Source organism: Aeromonas australiensis (assembly GCF_000819725.1).
Lineage (GTDB): Bacteria > Pseudomonadota > Gammaproteobacteria > Enterobacterales > Aeromonadaceae > Aeromonas > Aeromonas australiensis.
The window spans coordinates 1-18,704 of sequence record NZ_CDDH01000016.1; the positions used below are offsets into that span (position 1 = coordinate 1).

Genomic DNA, 18,704 nt, shown 5'->3' on the forward strand with positions numbered 1-18,704 from the left:
GGGTTCTTCAGCAATCTGAAGGGAGCCAGCGGCTCCCTTGTTGTTTGCAACCCATGGTTTACAGCAGGAACAGGGTCGCCAGCCCGAGGAAGATAAAGAAGCCGCCGGTGTCGGTGATGGCGGTGATCATCACGCTGGATCCGACTGCCGGATCACGGCCGAAACGGGTCATGGTCATGGGGATAATAACCCCCATCAGGGCGGCCACCAGCAGGTTGAGCACCATGGCCAGGGTCATCACGGTGCCGAGCGCGGCATCATGATAGAGCAGGAAGGTAACCAGCCCCATGGTGCCACCCCATACCAGCCCGTTGATCAGTGCTACCCCGAGCTCCCGCAGCAGCAGGAAGGAGAGGTTGCCCGCCTGAATGTGCTGCAGCGCCAGTGCCCGCACTATCATGGTGATGGTCTGGTTGCCGGTGTTGCCACCAATCCCCGCAACGATGGGCATCAGGGCTGCTAGCGCCACCAACTGGGAGATGCTGTTTTCAAACAGCCCGATCACCCGCGAGGCGACAAAGGCGGTACAGAGATTGATGGCGAGCCAGGCCCAGCGGGTCTTGACCGCTTTGCTGACCGGGGCAAACACATCCTCTGCTTCGCTGATCCCCCCCATCCGACGCAGGTCGGTGTCACTCTCCTCATAGACTACATCCACGATCTCTTCGACGGTGAGGCGGCCCATCAGCTTGCCCTTGGCATCGACGACCGCAGCAGAGAGCAGGTCATCCCGTTCGAAGGTGCGGGCCGCTGCCTCGTCGTTATCCTCCGGATCGAAGGTGATGGGATCTTGCTCCATAACCTCTTTCACCCGTGTTGTGGGCTTGTGCAGCAGCACTGTGGTGAGAGCCAGCTCTCCCAGCAGATGGTTGCGCCTGTCGATGACAAACAGCTTGTCGGTGTTGGCGGGGATCTTGCCGCGCAGGCGCAGATAGCGCTGCACGGTGGCAAGGGTCACTTCGGGGCGGATGGTGATTATCTCGAAGTCCATCATGGCGCCAACGGTGTGCTTGCCGTAGCGGATCACCTCCCGTACCCGGTCGCGGTCAGCTGGCGCCATTGAGGTGAGCAGCCGCCCCATCAGGTTGCGCGGCAGGTACTGGCCCAGATAGATCTGATCGTCGATATCCAGGCTGCGCACGGCATGCAGCAGGTCACGATCGCTCATGCCGCTGATCAGGCTCTCCCAGACGGTTTCAGATGCCTCGACCAGTACCAGCCCCCGTTTCTCCTCTTGCACCAGTTGCCACAGAGCATGACGCTCATCGGGCGGCAGCGACTCCAACGCATCGGCGATATCTGCGGCGGGTAGGCCATTGACCAGCGAGATGATTTCGCTGGTCTGATCCAGTTGCCCGGCATCCGGGGTTGCCAGCGGATCTATCAGGCTGTCGGTGAGGGCGTCATCCCCCAGCAGCAGGGTAAGGATGCGGGATCTATCTTCCGCGCGCTGTTTGGCGCTGTTCTTGAGGGGAAGCGACATGAAAAGTTTCCTGAACCGGTGGTCATGGGCCGAATAGCCATAGGATAACAGACCCGCCCCCTCTTGTTATGGGGAAGGACGGCCAGTGCAGCGGGCAGAAAAAACGCCTCGTGGAGGAGGCGTCTTGCTATGGAGTGGAGTGGTTCGCTTACAGGAGCTTCAACCCCTCAGATTCTGATCTTGGATTGCGATCAGTCTGTTACAGGATAAAGCGGCTGAGATCCTCATCCTCAATCAGCTTGCCGAGGTGGGCGTTGACGTAGTCAGTGTCGATGACAAAGGTCTCGCCGGACTTCTCGGAGGCATCAAAAGAGATATCTTCCATCAGGCGCTCCATCACGGTGTGCAGACGACGGGCGCCGATATTCTCGGTACGCTCGTTAACCTGCCACGCCGCTTCGGCCAGACGGCGGATGCCATCCTGGGTGAACTCGATGTTGACCCCTTCGGTGGCCATCAGCGCCTTATACTGATCTGTCAGCGAGGCGTTCGGCTCGGTCAGGATCCGCTCGAAGTCATCTGTGGTCAGGGCGGTCAGCTCGACCCGGATCGGCAGACGGCCCTGCAGCTCGGGGATGAGGTCGGACGGCTTGGCGATCTGGAAGGCGCCGGAGGCGACAAACAGGATGTGGTCGGTCTTGACCATGCCGTGCTTGGTGTTGACGGTGCAACCTTCAACCAGCGGCAGCAGGTCGCGCTGTACCCCTTCACGGGAGACATCGGGGCCCGAGCTCTCGCCGCGCTTGCAGATCTTGTCGATCTCGTCGAGGAAGACGATGCCGTTGTTCTCGACCGCGGCGATCGCTTTCTGTTTCAGCTCTTCCGGGTTGACCAGACGAGCGGCTTCCTCTTCGATCAGCGCCTTCATGGCCTCTTTGACCTTGATCTTGCGCTTCTTCTTCTGGGCCTGGCCCAGATTCTGGAACAGCCCCTGCAGCTGGTTGGCCATCTCCTCCATGCCCGGCGGGGTCATGATTTCGACCCCCATCGGGGAGGCGGAGAGCTCCAGCTCGATCTCTTTCTCATCCAGCTGACCTTCCCGCAGTTTCTTGCGGAAGATCTGGCGGGTGTTGGAGTTGTCGGCTTTCTCTTCCTCACCCCAGGTGTTGCGCGGGTTGGGCAGCAGGGCGTCGAGGATGCGCTCTTCGGCGGCTTCCTCGGCGCGGTATTTCATCTTCTCCATCTCGGTTTCGCGCACCAGCTTGATGGCGGCATCGGTCAGATCGCGGATGATGCTGTCCACTTCCTTGCCGACATAGCCCACTTCGGTGAACTTGGTCGCTTCCACCTTGATGAAGGGGGCGTTGGCCAGTTTGGCCAGACGGCGGGCGATCTCGGTCTTGCCGACACCGGTCGGGCCGATCATCAGGATGTTCTTCGGGGTCACTTCATGGCGCATCTCTTCGTTGAGTTGCATCCGGCGCCAGCGGTTGCGCAGGGCAACGGCAACGGCGCGCTTGGCATCGGCCTGACCAATGATGTGTCTGTCCAGCTCGTGGACGATTTCTCTCGGGGTCATCTCGGACATGATGGTGTTCCTGTATCCGGGGCGGGCAGTGCCCACCCCTTGGGAAATTGGGTTTGGCTGGCGCCTTATTTGGCAGCCTTACTTGGCTGCGTAGTCCAGCACTTCGATGGTGTGGTTGCCATTGGTGAAGACGCAGATGTCGCCCGCAATCTTGAGGGACTTCTCGACAATGGTCCTGGCATCCAGCTCGGTGTTTTCCAGCAGCGCGATGGCGGCGGACTGGGCAAAGTTGCCGCCGCTGCCGATGGCGATGAGATCGTGCTCCGGCTGCACCACGTCACCGTTACCGGTGATGATGAAGGATTTGTGTTCGTCGGCCACGGCCAGCAGTGCTTCGAGGCGGCGCAGGGCGCGATCGGTGCGCCAATCTTTGGCCAGCGCCACGGCGGCGCGCTCCAGATTACCCTGATGGGCCTGCAGTTTTGCTTCGAAACGCTCGAGCAGGGTGAAGGCGTCGGCGGTACCGCCAGCGAAACCGGCCAGCACCTTGCCGTTATAGAGACGATGAACCTTGCGGGCGTTGCCCTTCATGACGGTGTTGCCAAGAGAGACCTGGCCATCGCCACCGATGACGACCTGACCGTTGCGGCGAACTGAAACTATGGTAGTCACTTTACTTACCTCGCTTGAGCCGAATGACGGCCTGACTGTGCATGGCAAGAGAGATGGGGATGGCAAACGGGCTTTTCAACCCTGCCTTTGGTCGGGATAAACGGGGTAGCAATCAGGGGGGGCGAGTGACACCAAAAGAACAGGGCCGGGTGTTGCCACCCGGCCCTGTGTCATCGGTAAGCGGATTACCCTTTCTTGGCAATGCAGCCGCTGATGCCGGCGCGCTGCAGCTTGCTGTTGGCTGCGTCGGCAGCCGCCTTGCCGTTGAAGGGGCCCACCATTACCTTGTAGACGGCCCCGCCGGCCCCGTTCACCACCTGCAGGCTGGAAGCGAGCCCGGCGGTGAAAGCGATCCGCGCCTTGAGTGACTCGGCAGAATCCTGCGAGCGCAGGGCGGCGCACTGCATCATATAGCGTTCGTTGTCGGCGGCTGCGGTTTGGGCTGCTGGCATTGCTGCTTTGGCCCTGGCCGCTTCGGCGCGCTCCCGTTCGAGCTCGGCGCGGATCTCCCGCTCCATCCGTTCCCGTTCAGCCTTGCGGTCGATCACCTGCTCCTGCGCGCTGGCAACCGGTGCACCCGAGGTGGAAGGGGTGGTCGCCGGATTGGGCTGATAGGGCTTGGGCTGGCCGATGGGCGTTCCCGGTTGGGGAATGTCGGTCGGTACCGGCTGGGGCAGACGTTCCGGTTGCAGGGTCAGGGTCTCTGCCGGTGGTGGTGGCAGCACACCCGGCTGGGGCGGCGGCTCTATAATGTCGACCTGCTTGTTCTCAAGCCGTTCGATGTAGCTCCACTTCTCCTGAGGCAGCCCGTTATTCTGCGCTTTTGGCTTGTTGGCCTTTACCTGCTCCTCAATGGTGGGGGCATCGTTGCCCTTGCCATTGATCATGTAAAGGAAGCCACCAAAGCCTGCCAGCAGTGCCACCAGCAGCAGCACTGGAATAACAGGAAAGCGGCGAGGAGCCGCTTTCTTGGTATTGCGGCCACCCGCCCGACGTCGCGGGCGGCTGCCGACATAATCCCGGGTTGCCATCTATTACATGCGCTCCAGGGTATGGATGCCCAGTACGCCGAGGCCCAGTTTCAGCACCTTGGCGGTGGCGGCGCACAGCAGCAGACGGCTCTGACGGGTTGCTTCGTCCACGCCATCCTTGTTGATCGGGCAGGCTTCATAGAAGGTCATGAAGTTGCCGGAGAGCTCGTACAGGTAGGTACAGAGCAGGTGCGGCATCCCTTTGTCGGCCACGCCGTTGACCGCGTCGGAGAACTGGATCAGCTTCTGGGCCAGGGTCTCTTCCGCCTCGGCGTTCAGGGTCACGTTGCCGGTCAGGGTAGCGGCATCGATATTGGCCTTGCGGAAGATGGACTGGATACGGGTGTAGGCGTACTGCAGGTAAGGGGCAGTGTTGCCTTCAAACGACAGCATCAGATCCCAGTCGAAGATGTAGTCGGTAGTACGGTTCTTGGAGAGATCTGCATACTTCACCGCGCCCATGGCGATGGCATTGACCACATTGGCCTTCTCTTCGGCAGAGAGGTCGCTGTTGCGGCTCTCCAGCAGGGCGGCGGCGCGCTCTTCCGCTTCGTTCAGCAGGTCAACCAGCTTGACGGTACCACCGGAGCGGGTCTTGTAGGGACGACCATCCTTGCCCAGCATCATGCCGAAGGCGTGGTGCTCGAGGGGGACGGATTCCGGCACATAGCCCGCCTTGCGGGTGATGGTCCAGGCCTGCATCAGGTGCTGGTGCTGACGGGAGTCGATGAAGTACATGACACGGTCGGCGCCCAGGGTCTCATAACGGTATTTGGCACAGGCGATGTCGGTGGTGGTGTAGAGGAAACCGCCATCGCTCTTCTGGATGATGACGCCCATGGCCTCGCCATCCTTGTTCTTGAACTCGTCCAGGAAGACAACGGTGGCGCCTTCGCTCTCGACCGCCAGCCCCTTGGCTTTCAGGTCGGCCACGATCTCCGGCAGCATGTCGTTGTACATGGACTCGCCCATGATGTCCTTGTTGGTCAGGGAGACATTCAGGCGGTCGTAGTTGATCTGGTTCTGTTCCATGGTCATGTCGACCAGCTTCTTCCACATGGTACGGCAGTACTCGTCGCCGCCCTGCAGCTTGACCACGTAATTACGGGCGCGCTCGGCAAAGGCTTCGTCTTCGTCGTAGCAACGCTTGGCCTGGGTATAGAAGGCTTCCAGATCCTTGAGCGCCATGTCGCTGGCGTGCTCGTTGGACATCTTCTCCAGATAGGCGATCAGCATGCCGAACTGGGTGCCCCAGTCGCCGATGTGGTTGGCGCGGATCACTTTGTGGCCGAGGAACTCCAGCGCGCGCGCCGCCACGTCACCGAGTACGGTGGAGCGGATGTGGTGCACCGCCATCTCTTTGGCCACATTGGGGGCGGAGTAGTCCACCACCACGGTCTGCGGCGCAGGCAACCGTACATTGGCGTTGGCAGAGGTCACCATGGCCTCGATCTGACCGGCCAGCCAGCGCTGGTCGAAGAAGAAGTTGATGAAGCCGGGACCGGCGATCTCGACCTTGGCGATCAGGTCGGAGGCAGGCAGATGCTCGATGATGGCTGCTGCCAGCTCACGGGGATTCTTGCGGGCCGGTTTGGCCAGCAGCATGGCCAGGTTGGTAGCCAGGTCGCCGTGAGCTTTTTCCTTGCATCGGTCTACTTGCACGCGGGCTTCCAGGTCCGCCGGCAGGACGCCTGCTGACTTGAGATTGGCTACCGTTTGTTCAAGTAGATGATGAATATGCTCTTTCATAACTGACCACCAAGGTTGCGCGTCGAAAAATGACTGATATACAAGGGCGTGAATTTTACCCGCATCGGCCCGAGAAAACTATAGGGATGACCCGCCGCTCGCTGTCGGGCGGATATTTCACTGTGTTTGGCGCCATATTCCAGAATATTGGGCGGAAATTACGGTGCTTATCCATTTCTACTGCATATCGAAGCGGCTTGTCCAGGCTATTTTCCCCTGATTGTTAAGGGTTTTTCCTTTCCGCTGACGGGAATGATCTCCTCCCCCTGGCCCGGCGTATCAACAGAGGTTCCCAACCGAGGAGTTTGCGATGCGACTGGCGCTGTTTCCCCTATCTGCCCACCTGCTGCCCGGCGGCATCATGCCGCTGCGGATCTTCGAACCGAGATACCAGCGGATGATTGCCGAGGCGGGGGAGTCCGGCTTTGCCCTCTGCATGGTGGACCCTCGCCAGCCCGACGCCCTGCGCAACATGCTGCCCATCGCCACCCGGGTCACCATCATCGATTTCGACCGGCTGCCGGACGGCATGCTGGGGATCACGGTGCAGGGGATGGAGCGGGTGCAGATAGAGGATCTGTGGCAGGAGTCCGATGGCCTGCGCATCGGCGAGGTGACGCCGCTGACGGCCTGGCCGCCCCAACGGCTCCATCCCGATCAGCAGCCGCTGGTCGAGGCGCTGCGGGAGGTATTTGCCGACTATCCCGACTACGCAGCCCTCTATCCCGCCCCTCGCTGGGATGATGGCAACTGGGTGGCCCAGCGCTGGCTGGAGGTGCTGCCTATCCCCCCTGAACAGAAGCAGCTGCTGCTGGCCGCCGCCGACAATCAGCCCGCCATCGCCCTGCTCAAGGGGGTGCTGGTGGCCAGCCACTGATTTTTTCTGACCCGCTGATCCGCTAGCGCCGCAGGGCCGTACCAGTTATCACCACAGCATGTTCGACAGCACACCAAAGGGATGGCGCAATGGCATATACTGGCCAACCACACTCGACCATACGCAGGACCTCGCCCGTGATGGATAACCCGGATGGCGACCTCAAATCTCTGCTGATCAGGGTGGCAGCGCAGGCCGACAAGGCTGCTTTTGCCCGCCTGTTCCAACACTTTGCACCGCGCATTCGCAGTTATGGCCTGCGCCACCTCGGCAGCGAAGCCAACGCCATGGAGCTGGTGCAGGAGACCATGCTGCTGGTGTGGCAGAAAGCGCGCCTCTACCACCCGGAGAAGGGGGCGCCGACCACCTGGATCTACACCGTGATGCGCAACCAGTGCTTCGACATGCTGCGCCGTCGTCGCGCCAGCAAAGAGGACCTCTGTGCCGAGGAGCTGTGGCCCGTGCTGGAGTTTCAGGCCGAAGAGGAGCATCTGAGCGGGGGGGAGGATGCGGTGCTGACCCGGCAGATGGCCCACTATCTGGGTACCCTGCCGGAGCCGCAACAGCAGGTGGTGCGCGGCATCTATCTGCAGGAGTTCTCCCAGCAGGAGTTGGCGGAGCGACTCGGCGTGCCGCTCGGTACCATCAAGTCCCGCCTCCGGCTGGCGTTACAGAAACTGAAAGAGCAAGTGGAGCAAGGCCATGATTAAAGCCCATCCAACCGACCCTATGCTGCGTGCCTTCGCCGCCGACGAGCTCCCTCTGCCGCTGGCGGTGGGGCTCTCCGCCCACTGTGAACTCTGCCCCGATTGTGCTGCCCGACTGAAGACATTCGAAGAGGAGCTGGCGCAGCAATATCTTGCTTCGCCAGCAGAGTCCGAGCTGGCCTCTGGCGATGAAGTGGCGCTGGATGCCGGATTTGACGCCATGCTGGCGGAAATTCTGGCGCAGCCGCTGGCAGAGTCAGTATCTGAGTGGCCTCGCACCCAGCCGACCGAGCTGGAGGTGGCCGGTCACGCCTATCGTTTGCCACGGGTGCTGGCCCGCTATCGTTCGCCCAAGTGGCGCCATATCGGGGCCATTCGTCAGCAGAGTCTGCCGCTGGACGAGATGGGGGCGCGGGCCAGCCTGCTCCATATCGAAGCGGGCGGTCGCATCCCCGAGCATACTCATCAGGGCTATGAGCTGACCCTGCTGCTGGCGGGCAATATTCAGGATGGCGATACCCTTTACAAGGCGGGAGATTTTATCTGGCGTGATGCCAGCCACTCTCACAGCCCGCATACGCCGGATGGTTGCCTTTGCTACACGGTGCAGGATGCACCGGTGCAGTTCACCAAGGGGCTGTCGCGACTGCTGAACGGCATCAGCCAGCACCTCTACTGATCACCAGGACGCCATAGAAAAAGGGACCAGATTGGTCCCTTTTGTCATTTGATGGCGGGCTGCCGGTCAGGCGACAAACACCAGATAGACAATAAAAGCCACGATAAAGCGATAGATGGCGAACGGGATAAAGTCGATGCGGCGGATCAGTGCCAGGAAGGTCTTGATCGCAAACATCGCCACCACGAAAGCGGTGATAAAGCCCACTGCAAACATCGGGAAGTCGGCCATCGAGAGAAAATCGCGGCTCTTGTAGAGATCCAGCCCGCTGGCGGCCACCATCATGGGCACCGCCATGAGGAAGGAGAACTCAGCGGCGGCGTGACGACTGATCCCCATCAACATGCCACCACTGATGGTAGCGCCGGAGCGGGAGAAGCCCGGCCACAGGGCCAGACACTGGAACAAGCCGATGCCAAACGCCTGCTTGTAGCTGATGTCATCGAGCGTCTCGGCAGTGACTGCGGGGCGGCATTTTTCGGCGATGATGAGCAGGATGCCGCCGGCAACCAGCGCGTACATCACGGTCACAGGCCCGAACAGATTGGCCTTGATCCAGCTGTGGATGGCCAGACCGACCACGATGGCGGGCAGCATGCCGAGGATGATATGCAGCAACGACAGGGTGGCGTGATCCTGAGAGGGCTTCTGGCCGAAGTGGATGCCAATCAGGCCAAACAGGCGGCGCCAGAAGACGACGACTACGGCGAGGATGGAGCCAAGCTGGATCACCACCTCGAAGGTGGCGGCCTTGGGCCCTTCAAAGCCCAGCAGATGGCCGACGATAATCATGTGGCCGGTGGAGGAGACGGGGAGGAACTCGGTCAGCCCCTCGACGACGCCCAGAATAAAGGCGACCAGCAGGCTATAAGTGTCAGTCATCGAACAAACAATCCTTAACTTCGTTGATGTAGAAACGCCCCGGGAAGGTCTCGGGGCGGCTTATCTTGCTCGATAGTGACTGCCGAGGCTATGTAAAAATCATGAAACCTTTAAGTCAGTCGTGGATAAAGCGGTAGCGGGTCTGGTGGTGATAACGCTCGCCAGGCAGCAGCCAGGGGTTGCCCAGCTTGGGGCGATTGGGGCTGTCCGGTAGCTGTTGCGCCTCAAGACAGAAGCCGTCGTGATCCCGGTGCGACAGGCCGCTGCGGTTCGGGGTATTGGCCAGCCAGTTGCCGGTGTAGAACTGTAGCGAGGGCTGGTTGGTATAGACCTCCATCGCCAACTGTCTGTCACCTGACACCACGCGAGCTGCCCACTTCTGCTCCGGTCCATTGAGCACAAAGGCGTGATCGTACCCCTTGGCCTGTTGCTGCTGAGGATGGTTCAGCCAATCCTGGCCAATCAGGCGCTCGCGGCGCAGATCGAATGGCCCCTCCACCGGAGTGATGGTGATCGGCAAACCGTTCGGGTCGGTCGGCAGGAAGTGGTCGGCATTGATACTGATGAGGTGGTCACGGACATCGCCGCCATCGGTTTGCCCATCGAGATTGAAGTAGGCGTGGCTGGTGAGGCTGACCGGCGTTGCGGCATCCGTGCTGGCGATGAAATCCACCACCAGATCGCTCTGATCCAGCCGGTACTCCAGTGTCACCCGCAGATTGCCGGGAAAGCCCTGATCTCCCGCCCGGGAGAGCAGCACCAACTTGACCCGATCTGCCTCCAGCTCCTTGATTTGCCAGCGCTGGCGATGAAAGCCCGCCTGCCCGCCGTGTAGACAGTTGGGTGCCTGATTGGCATCCAACGGCCAGCGCTCGCCATCGCGTACCAGCTCGGCGCCGCCAATGCGGTTGGCAAAGCGCCCGGCCACAGCACCCAGCCACACCTGCTGGGTGGGATAATCCTCGTCAGCGCAGCCCAGCAGCACTTCACGGTACTGACCCGCTACCGGCAGTGTGAGGGAGGTGAGGGTGGCGCCAAAATCGAGGCCGCGCAGCCGCAGCCCCTCCTCGTTTTCCAGCTCGAACGGGATCATGGCGCTGCTCATAACTTGCCTGCACCGGCGCTGGCAGAGCAGACGTAGCAGTCGGCCTTGAGGCCGGAGAGAGCCGGGTACTCCCCCTCGACCGCGGCGATCACCTCGGCCACCTTCTCCGGGCGCAGCAGGGCGACCACGCAGCCGCCGAAGCCGCCACCGGTCATCCGCACGCCACCATCTGTGCCGATGTTGGCCTTTATGATCTCCACCAGACCGTCGATGGCGGGCACTGTGATCTCGAAGTCATCGCGCATGGCTGCGTGCGACTCGGCCATCAGCTCGCCAAGGCGGGTCAGGTCATGGCTCGCCAGTGCATCGGCCGCGGCCAGGGTACGGCCGTTTTCGCCGACCACGTGGCGGGCCCGGCGGTAGCAGGCCTCATCCAGCCCGGCTTTGCCCGCTTCCAGTCCGGCCAGATCGAGATCGCGCAGCGCCTTGACCCCGTAGTGACGGGCGGCCTCTTCGCACTGCTGGCGACGGGTGTTGTATTCGCTGTCCACCAGACCGCGGCGCACATTGGAGTTGACGATCAGCACTGCCAGATCCGCCGGCATGGGGATGAGGCGGGTCTGGAGCGAGCGGCAGTCGAGCAGCAGGGCATGATCCGTTTTGCCGCTGGCGGAGATCATCTGATCCATGATGCCGCAGTTGCAGCCGACGAACTGGTTCTCCGCCTGTTGGCCGTTGAGGGCGATCTCGGCCTGGCTGATGTCGAGCCCCAGCGCCTCTTTGAAGGCCTGACCGATGGCCACTTCCAGCGAGGCGGAGGAGGAGAGCCCCGCCCCTTGCGGCACGTTGCCGGAGACCACCAGATCGAGGCCGCGCAGGGCATAGCCACGCTCTTGCAGATATTTCACCACGCCGCGGATGTAGTCGCTCCAGCGCTGGCTGGGGTGGTGCTCGATGGGCTGGTCGAGGTCGAACTGGTCGCGCTGGTTGTCGTAGTCGGCGGCGATCACCTGCACTTGCCGGTCATCGCGCAGGCCGATGGCGACGCAGGTCTCGTAGTCGATGGCGCAGGGCAGCACGAAGCCGTCGTTGTAGTCGGTGTGCTCGCCGATGAGGTTGACGCGGCCTGGGGCCCGCACCAGCAGATCGGGCGCTTTGGCAAATTGCTCGGTAAAAACGGCGCTGACGTGTTGGCTCGGGGTCATAGGGCCTCCTCATTGATGTGGCTGGTCTGGGTGTAGTGAATGGGGCTCAGGGCGCGCAGTCGCTCGGCAGCCTGCTCGGGGGTAAGGTCGCGCTGGGTTTCGGCCAGCATCTCGAAGCCCACCATAAATTTGCGCACGGTGGCGGAGCGCAGTAGTGGCGGATAGAAGTGGGCGTGCAACTGCCACGCCTCGGGGCAGTCTGACTTGGGCGGTGCAAAGTGCCAGCCCATGGAGTAGGGGAAGCTGCACTCGAACAGGTTGTCGTAGCGGCTGGTGAGCTCCTTGAGCGCCACCGCCAGATCCTGTTGCTGGGCCTGGGTCAGGTTGAGCATGGAGGGGACGTGCGCCTTGGGCAGCAGCAGGGTTTCGAACGGCCAGGCGGCCCAGAAGGGGACCACGGCAAGCCAGTGCCCGGTCTCCACCACGATGCGCGAGCGATCCGCCAACTCCCGCTCCACATACTCCAGCAGCATGGGGCGGCCATGCTCGGCCAGCCAGTCGCGCTGGTGCTGCTCTTCGCGGGCGATCTCGTTGGGCAGGAAGTTGCTGCCCCAGATCTGGCCGTGGGGGTGCGGGTTGGAGCAGCCCATGACTGCCCCTTTGTTTTCAAAGACCTGCACCCATTCCCACTGGGCCGACAGCTCGGCGACCTGATCCATCCAGGTGGTGATCACCCCTTCGATGGCGGGCAGCGGCAGCTCAGGCAGGGTCTTGCCGTGATCCGGCGAGAAGCAGATCACCCGGCTGGTGCCGCGGGCGGCCTCCAGTTTCAGCAGGGGATCGCTGGCGTTATCGGCGGCCGGGGTATCCTGCATCAGGGCGGCGAAGTCGTTGGTAAAAACGAAGGTGCCCTGATAGTCGGGGTTGATGTCGCCAGTGACCCGGGTGTTGCCCGCGCAGAGGAAGCAGTCGGGATCGTGGGCCTGTTTGGGGGCCTGACTCACCTTCTCCACCTGGCCCTGCCAGGGGCGTTTGGCCCGATGGGGGGAGACCAGCACATACTGGCCGGTCAGCGGGTTGAAGCGGCGATGGGGATGATCGACGGGGTTGAACATCATCTCTCCTGAATAAAATATTGAAAAATAGAGTCGTTTATTACCGGGGAGCAGGCAGACCTACTCTTCGTAACCGTTCGGATTGGCGGATTGCCAGCGCCAGCTGTCGGCGCACATGGCGTCGATGTTGCGGGTCGCCTGCCAGCCCAGCTCACGCTCGGCCTTGGCCGGATCGGCCCAGCAGGCGGCGATGTCGCCCGGGCGGCGCGGTTCGATGCGAAATGGCAGCTGCTTGCCGCAGGCATTGGAGAAGGCGGCGACCAGCTGCAACACGCTCTGGCCCTGACCGGTGCCCAGGTTGTAGCTGTGCACGCCACCCTTGCCGGCACAGTGTTGCAGTGCCTTGACGTGCCCCTCGGCGAGATCCATCACGTGGATGTAGTCGCGCACGCCGGTGCCGTCCGGGGTGGGGTAATCGTTTCCAAAGACAGAGAGGCAGTCGCGACGACCGATAGCCACCTGAGTCAAAAACGGCATGAGATTGTTGGGGATGCCCTGGGGATCTTCCCCCATGGTGCCCGACTCGTGGGCGCCGACCGGATTGAAGTAGCGCAGCAGGGTCATGCTCCAGTGGGGCTCGGCCAGCTGCAGATCTTCGAGGATCTCCTCGATGATCAGCTTGGAGCGACCGTAGGGGTTGGTGGCGCTGCGGGGGAAATCCTCGCGGATCGGCAGGCTGGCGGGATCGCCATAGACGGTGGCAGAGGAGCTGAACACCAGATTGTGCACATTGGCCCGCTTCATCGCCTGCAGCAGGGTGAGGGTGCCGCCGAGGTTGTTCTCGTAGTAATCCAGTGGAATACGGGTCGATTCACCGACCGCTTTGAGGGCGGCAAAGTGGATCACTGCATCGATCTGCTGTTCGGCGAAGATCCGGTCCAGTAGGGCCGCATCGCGAATATCCCCTTGATAAAACACGGGTTGCTGGCTGCTGATGGCGGCGATTCGCGCCAGCACGCTGCGCTTGCTGTTGCCGAGGTTGTCGACTACCACGGGATTCATACCTGCCGCTTGCAGGGCCAGACAGGTGTGACTGCCGATATATCCGCAGCCGCCGGTGACCAGAACCTTCATCTTGCTCTCCACTGAAAATAACATCGTCAGCAGTCTAGCCGAGAGCCTCCCTTGTAAACTGTGAGCCTGCTTACAAAACTGTGTAAACGATTACACTTCGTTTGTTCTGATCTGGGTGGCAGATATTCATTTAACCCCTGTTTTCATTGAGTTCGCTGGGTATAATGGCGCTCAAATGCACAGTGAAATAAGTGAAAACAGCATGAGCACCATCAAGGATGTCGCCCGTTTGGCCAATGTCTCAGTGGCAACGGTTTCACGGGTGATGAACAACTCCCCCAAGGCCAGTGCCGCGTCTCGCGAAGTGGTGCAGAAGGCCATGGCCGAACTGGGCTACACCCCCAACGCCAACGCGCGGGCACTGGTGAGCCAGACTTGCGACACCATGGGGGTGGTGGTCGGTGACGTGGCGGATCCCTTCTTCGGTGCGCTGGTGAAGGGGGTCTCTGGCGTCGCCGTCGAGCAGAACCGCCACCTGCTGATGGGTAACGGTTTTCACAAGGCGCGTCAGGAGCGTGAAGCGATCGAGTTGTTGATCGGCAAGCGCTGCGAGGCACTGGTAGTACACAGCAAGGCGTTGAGTGACGAAGAGTTGATCGATTACGCATTGAGGGTACCCGGCATGGTGCTGATCAACCGTGATATTCCGGCCCTCAAGGGGCGCTGCATCGCCCTCAACAATCGGCAGGGATCGGCCACGGCGACTCGACATCTGATCGAGCTGGGCCACCGCCACATCGCCTTCCTGAGCTCGGATCACGCCATTGAGGATGCCACCTTGCGCCTGCAAGGTTATCAGGATGGGTTGATGGAGGCCGGTCTGGCAGCCGATCCCGAGCTTATCGAGAGCGGCACCCCGAACGAAGAGGGGGGTGAGCGTGCCATGCTCAATCTGCTGGCCAAGGGGCTCAAGGTGACCGCTGTGGTGGCCTATAACGATGCCATGGCGGCTGGCGCCATCTCCGTACTGGCGGATAATGGCCTGCGAGTGCCGGAGGAGGTCTCGGTGGTGGGCTTCGATGACATCATCTATGCCAGATACCTGAGGCCCAAGCTCTCTACCATGCGCTACCCCATCGAGTTGATGGCGGCCCAGGCTGCCAAACTGGCGTTGCAGCTGGCGGCAGGGGAGAGTGACGCGACCCAGAGCCGGATCTATACCCCCACCCTGATCAATCGCCACTCTGCGGCCCCGGTTCGGGCCGGATAATCTTCTTTTGCGGTCTCGTTCGGATTATTCTCTTGGCGTTTTTAATCCTCTTTATCCGGCCTTACCTAAACTCAATAAAACAGTGTAATCGTTTACATCTGAGGGGGCCAATCCCCGGGCCACATTTTCTGGATTGAAGAGGTTTGCTGCGATCCGGGAGAAAGGGGTGCTCAGGGCAATAACGAGCATCGGGATTGGCAGACCCGAATGATTAGGTCGACAACCCGGCGGGCGGCCTGTTTCCTTCTATCTTCGGCTTTGGGAACCGTGATCACCCTTATTACGCTAGCTAGCCCAGCCAATTAGATTTGATGGTGTCGGGGTCGGGGGCGACAACCGAGGTAGCCCCCTTCGGGTTCGTTGTTGGTTGGCGGGGTTGGCTTAACCGGCCTTGCGGCGCAGATAGACGCCGGCTTCCATGTGATGAGTCCAGGGGAACTGGTCGAACAGGGCGAAACGGGCTATCTCGTGGGTTTCACCCAGTACCGCCATGTTGGCCTGCAGGGTCTCGGGGTTGCAGGAGATGTAGAGGATGTTGTCGTACTCCTGCACCAGCTTGACGGTGGCATCGTCGAGACCGGCGCGGGGTGGGTCGACGAAGATGGTGTTGCACTGGTAGCTCTTGAGATCGACCCCCTTGAGGCGGTTGAACTCCCGCTCGCCACGCATCGCCATGGTGAATTCCTCGGCCGACATGCGCAGGATGATCAGGTTGTCGACGCCGTTGGCAGCGATGTTGAACTGGGCTGAGTCGACGCTCGGCTTGGCTATCTCGGTGGCCAGCACCTTGCGGAAATTTTGCGCCAGCGCGATGGAGAAGTTGCCGTTGCCGCAATAGAGCTCCAGCAGATCCCCTTCACTCCCCTTGGTCACATCCAGCGCCCAGGCCAGCATCTGCTCATTGATGGCGGCGTTGGGCTGGGTGAAGCTGTTCTCCACCTGTTTATAGGTGAGCTGGCGACCTGCCACGTTGAGCTGTTCGATAACAAAGTCATCCCCCAGACAGATCTTCTGCTTGTGGGCGCGACCAATCAGCTGCAGCTCGAACCCCTTGGCGCGCAGGTCGGCCAGCAGAGTCTCGGCGGCCTGTTGCCACTCGGCCTCCAGCTTGCGGTGATAGAGCAGGCTGACAATGATCTGGCCGGACTGGGTGGAGAGGTAGTCGATCTGGAACAGCTTGCGGCGCAGCACCGGGTGCGGACGCAGCCCCTCCAGCAGCAGCGGCATCAGCTGGTTGATAAGACGGCTGGCAGTGGGGAAGTGGTCTATCTTGATGATCTCTTTGGTCGCCGGGGCATACATGCAGTGGAAGAGGTCATCCCCCTCGTGCCAGATGCGAAATTCGGCCCGCATCCGGTAGTACTCCGCCGGCGAGCTGTGCACCTCCAGCGCCGGGAGGGGGAAGCCGGCAAACAGCTCGGTGAGGCGAGCCTGCTTTTCGTCGAGTTGGGCCTGATAGTCGGCTGCGGTTCTAGGCGCCGGAGCGTTCGCGGAAGGCTGTTGGGACTGGGTCATAAATACCTCACATGCACACCGGCCGGGCCGGGTCGAAATCGGGGGAAGGCAACAGGCCACCCAAAGGGGCCCGATTTTAAAAGCCAGCCGCAGATTGTCCAGCATTTTGTGGTCAAGAAGTGTTCAGTCAGGCCGATAGCAGATCTACAGGCATGGTGGGAGGACACATTATGCAAATCGACGGCGTGGGCGCAGCCCAACCCAAGGGAGTGGGTGTTTCTCCCAAATCGCCCCAGCAGGCGGAGTCGAAACCGGTCAGGAGCGAGGAGGAGGTCTCCTTGCACAAGCCGCCCAAGTGGGCGCAGGTGCTGATCCAGCAGGCGCTGCAGTTCTCGCTGGAGATCAACGGCCAGGGCTATCAGGCGCCGAAGGTGAAAGAGCCCGAGGAGATCACCCCGGAGACCCTGTTCGATTTCCAGTCGGTGGCGGACAACGTGCTGCAGTTTGTCACCGGGCGGCTGGGTGCCGCGCGGGCCGATGGCAAATCTGATAAAGATTTGACCGGGATGATGGAGCAGGCCCGCAAGGGGGTCGATAAAGGCTTTGCCGAGGCAAAGAGAATGCTCGGTAATCTGGCTACCGACAATGAGGATATCAAGGTCGGTATCGATCAGAGCTACAAGCTGATCCAGAAGGGGCTTGAGGAGTTCGAGAAGACGTTCTTCGGCAAGGTCTCTGCTACCGATATGGGGGCTGTGGAGATGGCCAGCCGTCAGCAGGGCACTCTGGAAATCCAGACCAAGGATGGTGATAGGGTGGTGCTGCGTTTCAATGACAGCTGGCAGACCAAATCCCAGAAGGACGAGAGTGGTAGCCAGTTCAGCCTCAAGTCGAGCCGGAGTTTCAGCTTCTCGCTAGAGGGGAACCTCAACAGTGAGGAGATGGAGTCTATCGGCAGGCTGGTCAAGGGGATCGATGAGCTGGCGGGGAGCTTCTTTGCCGGCAACTTTGAGGAGCTGCTGAAGAAGGCGGGTGAGCTGAAGCTGGATGACAGCCAGCTGGCCTCCTACTCCCTCAAGCTCAAGCAGAACGTCAAATTGAGTCAGACTTATCAGGGGGCCAACTCCCTGCAGGAGCTGATCAAGCCGTTTGCCGACTATCTGCCCAAGTTGGCACAGTTACAGCAACAGGCGGATACCCTGCTGCCGCTCTCTCAGCAAAAGGCCTTGACCCCTGCTGTGCTGGCCGCCCGTGGTCAGCCTGAACCTGCCCAGACCAGCAGCTTCACCAGCTTCAATCAACGAATGCTGGAGGCGCTGCAGATGATCGGTCAGTTCCAGCCGTCTACCGAGCCTGCAAGCAAACGCCTCTGAGCCGCCAGCGTGCAACGCCTGTGATAAGCTGCCGTTTGCCAGCCCTTCCGGGGGCTGGCAAACTGGCCTTTTCTCCAATCCGGTTGCCCCATGAACCCCAAGAAGCCAAGAGACAAGCGCGAGCTCTGCTACCCCTTTATCTTCGAAACCTCGCTAAAGTGTGACTTTGAGATAGCCACCGACGAGCTCTGCTGTCAGGTCGGGGCCGTACTGTCACACCTTGGGTCAGATGCCGATACCGAGCCCATGCTGGCGGATCTCGCGGTGCTGCAGCGGCTTATTTACAACCTCAACGGCTCGGTGCGTGGCAAGCTGGGGATCTTCGCGGCAGACCTTGAGTGGCTCAAGGCCCGTTACGACCACTACAACGAGGCGAGTCGCGGCAGCGTCACCGGTTTTGTGCTGCCGCAGGGGCCGCAGCCCATTCCCACCCTCCATCTGTGCCGCTGTGGCAGCAAGAAGGTGGTGCGGCTGCTGGTTCGACTGGAAGAGAGCGAGGTGGCCTTCGACCCCATTCTCTATCGCTTCGCCAACCTGCTGGCCAACTTCTTCTTCGTGCTCACCGTCTATCTCAAACAGCGCTGGCAGGTGCCGGAAGTACCCTACGTCAGCATCAACTATTGATTGCGGCAGGCACGGAGTCAGACCCAATCGACCATTTCGCGGAATAAAAAACCGGAGCCTGGGGCTCCGCAGATTGCTGAAGAACCCCCCACTTTTTCAAAGAGGGGGGGTTCTT

Annotated in this window: 17 protein-coding genes; 6 read left to right on the top strand and 11 right to left on the bottom strand. The window is 61.1% G+C overall.

Annotated features, from left to right (window positions below):
• Positions 1-58: 58 nt before the first annotated feature.
• The 5 genes from mgtE to argS form a co-directional block, all read right to left on the bottom strand.
• The gene (mgtE, locus tag BN1117_RS03390) at positions 59-1,483 is read right to left on the bottom strand and encodes a magnesium transporter (RefSeq protein WP_040094852.1); all 1,425 of its coding nucleotides are present in this window, start codon (positions 1,481-1,483) and stop codon (positions 59-61) included.
• Positions 1,484-1,682: 199 nt separating this feature from the next.
• Complete coding sequence (gene hslU, locus BN1117_RS03395; RefSeq protein WP_040094853.1) at positions 1,683-3,011, bottom strand: HslU--HslV peptidase ATPase subunit; 1,329 nt, start codon at positions 3,009-3,011, stop codon at positions 1,683-1,685.
• 78 nt (positions 3,012-3,089) lie between these two features.
• Positions 3,090-3,623, bottom strand: a complete 534-nt coding sequence (gene hslV, locus BN1117_RS03400) for an ATP-dependent protease subunit HslV (RefSeq protein ID WP_005342555.1) — start codon at positions 3,621-3,623, stop codon at positions 3,090-3,092.
• A gap of 185 nt (positions 3,624-3,808) precedes the next feature.
• Entirely contained in the window at positions 3,809-4,654 is an 846-nt protein-coding gene (locus BN1117_RS03405) for an SPOR domain-containing protein (protein WP_040094854.1), read from the bottom strand.
• Between the two features lie 3 nt (positions 4,655-4,657).
• Positions 4,658-6,403 carry an arginine--tRNA ligase gene (gene argS, locus BN1117_RS03410; RefSeq protein WP_040094855.1) on the bottom strand — a complete coding sequence of 582 codons (1,746 nt, stop codon included), beginning with the start codon at positions 6,401-6,403 and terminating at the stop codon, positions 4,658-4,660.
• 310 nt (positions 6,404-6,713) lie between these two features.
• Here argS and BN1117_RS03415 point away from each other — a divergent pair, with 310 nt between their 5' ends.
• From BN1117_RS03415 to BN1117_RS03425, 3 genes are all read left to right on the top strand, one after another.
• Positions 6,714-7,280 (top strand): LON peptidase substrate-binding domain-containing protein, encoded by a 567-nt coding sequence (locus BN1117_RS03415; protein WP_040094856.1) that lies wholly within the window; start codon positions 6,714-6,716, stop codon positions 7,278-7,280.
• Positions 7,281-7,420: 140 nt separating this feature from the next.
• Complete coding sequence (locus tag BN1117_RS03420) at positions 7,421-7,990, top strand: sigma-70 family RNA polymerase sigma factor (protein WP_040094857.1); 570 nt, start codon at positions 7,421-7,423, stop codon at positions 7,988-7,990.
• Entirely contained in the window at positions 7,983-8,666 is a 684-nt protein-coding gene (locus BN1117_RS03425) for a ChrR family anti-sigma-E factor (protein WP_040094858.1), read from the top strand. Before BN1117_RS03420 ends, BN1117_RS03425 begins: the two co-directional genes overlap by 8 nt.
• A gap of 66 nt (positions 8,667-8,732) precedes the next feature.
• Here the strand turns inward: BN1117_RS03425 and bacA are convergent, their stop codons facing one another.
• From bacA to galE, 5 genes are all read right to left on the bottom strand, one after another.
• Positions 8,733-9,548: an undecaprenyl-diphosphate phosphatase gene (gene bacA / locus BN1117_RS03430; protein ID WP_040094859.1), complete on the bottom strand. Its 816-nt coding sequence runs from the start codon at positions 9,546-9,548 to the stop codon at positions 8,733-8,735.
• A gap of 115 nt (positions 9,549-9,663) precedes the next feature.
• Positions 9,664-10,653 (bottom strand): galactose-1-epimerase, encoded by a 990-nt coding sequence (gene galM, locus BN1117_RS03435; protein WP_040094860.1) that lies wholly within the window; start codon positions 10,651-10,653, stop codon positions 9,664-9,666.
• Positions 10,650-11,798 (bottom strand): galactokinase, encoded by a 1,149-nt coding sequence (galK, locus tag BN1117_RS03440; RefSeq protein WP_040094861.1) that lies wholly within the window; start codon positions 11,796-11,798, stop codon positions 10,650-10,652. Before galK ends, galM begins: the two co-directional genes overlap by 4 nt.
• Positions 11,795-12,853, bottom strand: a complete 1,059-nt coding sequence (locus tag BN1117_RS03445) for a UDP-glucose--hexose-1-phosphate uridylyltransferase (RefSeq protein WP_040094862.1) — start codon at positions 12,851-12,853, stop codon at positions 11,795-11,797. The genes galK and BN1117_RS03445 overlap by 4 nt, the downstream gene beginning before the upstream one ends.
• Positions 12,854-12,913: 60 nt before the next feature.
• Positions 12,914-13,927: a UDP-glucose 4-epimerase GalE gene (galE, locus tag BN1117_RS03450; RefSeq protein ID WP_040094863.1), complete on the bottom strand. Its 1,014-nt coding sequence runs from the start codon at positions 13,925-13,927 to the stop codon at positions 12,914-12,916.
• A gap of 202 nt (positions 13,928-14,129) precedes the next feature.
• Between galE and BN1117_RS03455 the strand changes: the two genes are divergently transcribed.
• On the top strand, positions 14,130-15,137 hold the full coding sequence (locus tag BN1117_RS03455; protein ID WP_040094864.1) for a substrate-binding domain-containing protein: 1,008 nt from the start codon (positions 14,130-14,132) through the stop codon (positions 15,135-15,137).
• A 381-nt stretch (positions 15,138-15,518) separates the two neighbouring features.
• Here BN1117_RS03455 and trmA read toward each other — a convergent pair whose 3' ends face one another.
• The gene (trmA, locus tag BN1117_RS03460) at positions 15,519-16,652 is read right to left on the bottom strand and encodes a tRNA (uridine(54)-C5)-methyltransferase TrmA (RefSeq protein ID WP_040094865.1); all 1,134 of its coding nucleotides are present in this window, start codon (positions 16,650-16,652) and stop codon (positions 15,519-15,521) included.
• 170 nt (positions 16,653-16,822) lie between these two features.
• Here trmA and BN1117_RS03465 point away from each other — a divergent pair, with 170 nt between their 5' ends.
• The gene (locus tag BN1117_RS03465; protein ID WP_040094866.1) at positions 16,823-17,965 is read left to right on the top strand and encodes a DUF5610 domain-containing protein; all 1,143 of its coding nucleotides are present in this window, start codon (positions 16,823-16,825) and stop codon (positions 17,963-17,965) included.
• Between the two features lie 90 nt (positions 17,966-18,055).
• On the top strand, positions 18,056-18,589 hold the full coding sequence (locus BN1117_RS03470) for an ATP--cob(I)alamin adenosyltransferase (protein WP_040094867.1): 534 nt from the start codon (positions 18,056-18,058) through the stop codon (positions 18,587-18,589).
• Positions 18,590-18,704: the final 115 nt, after the last annotated feature.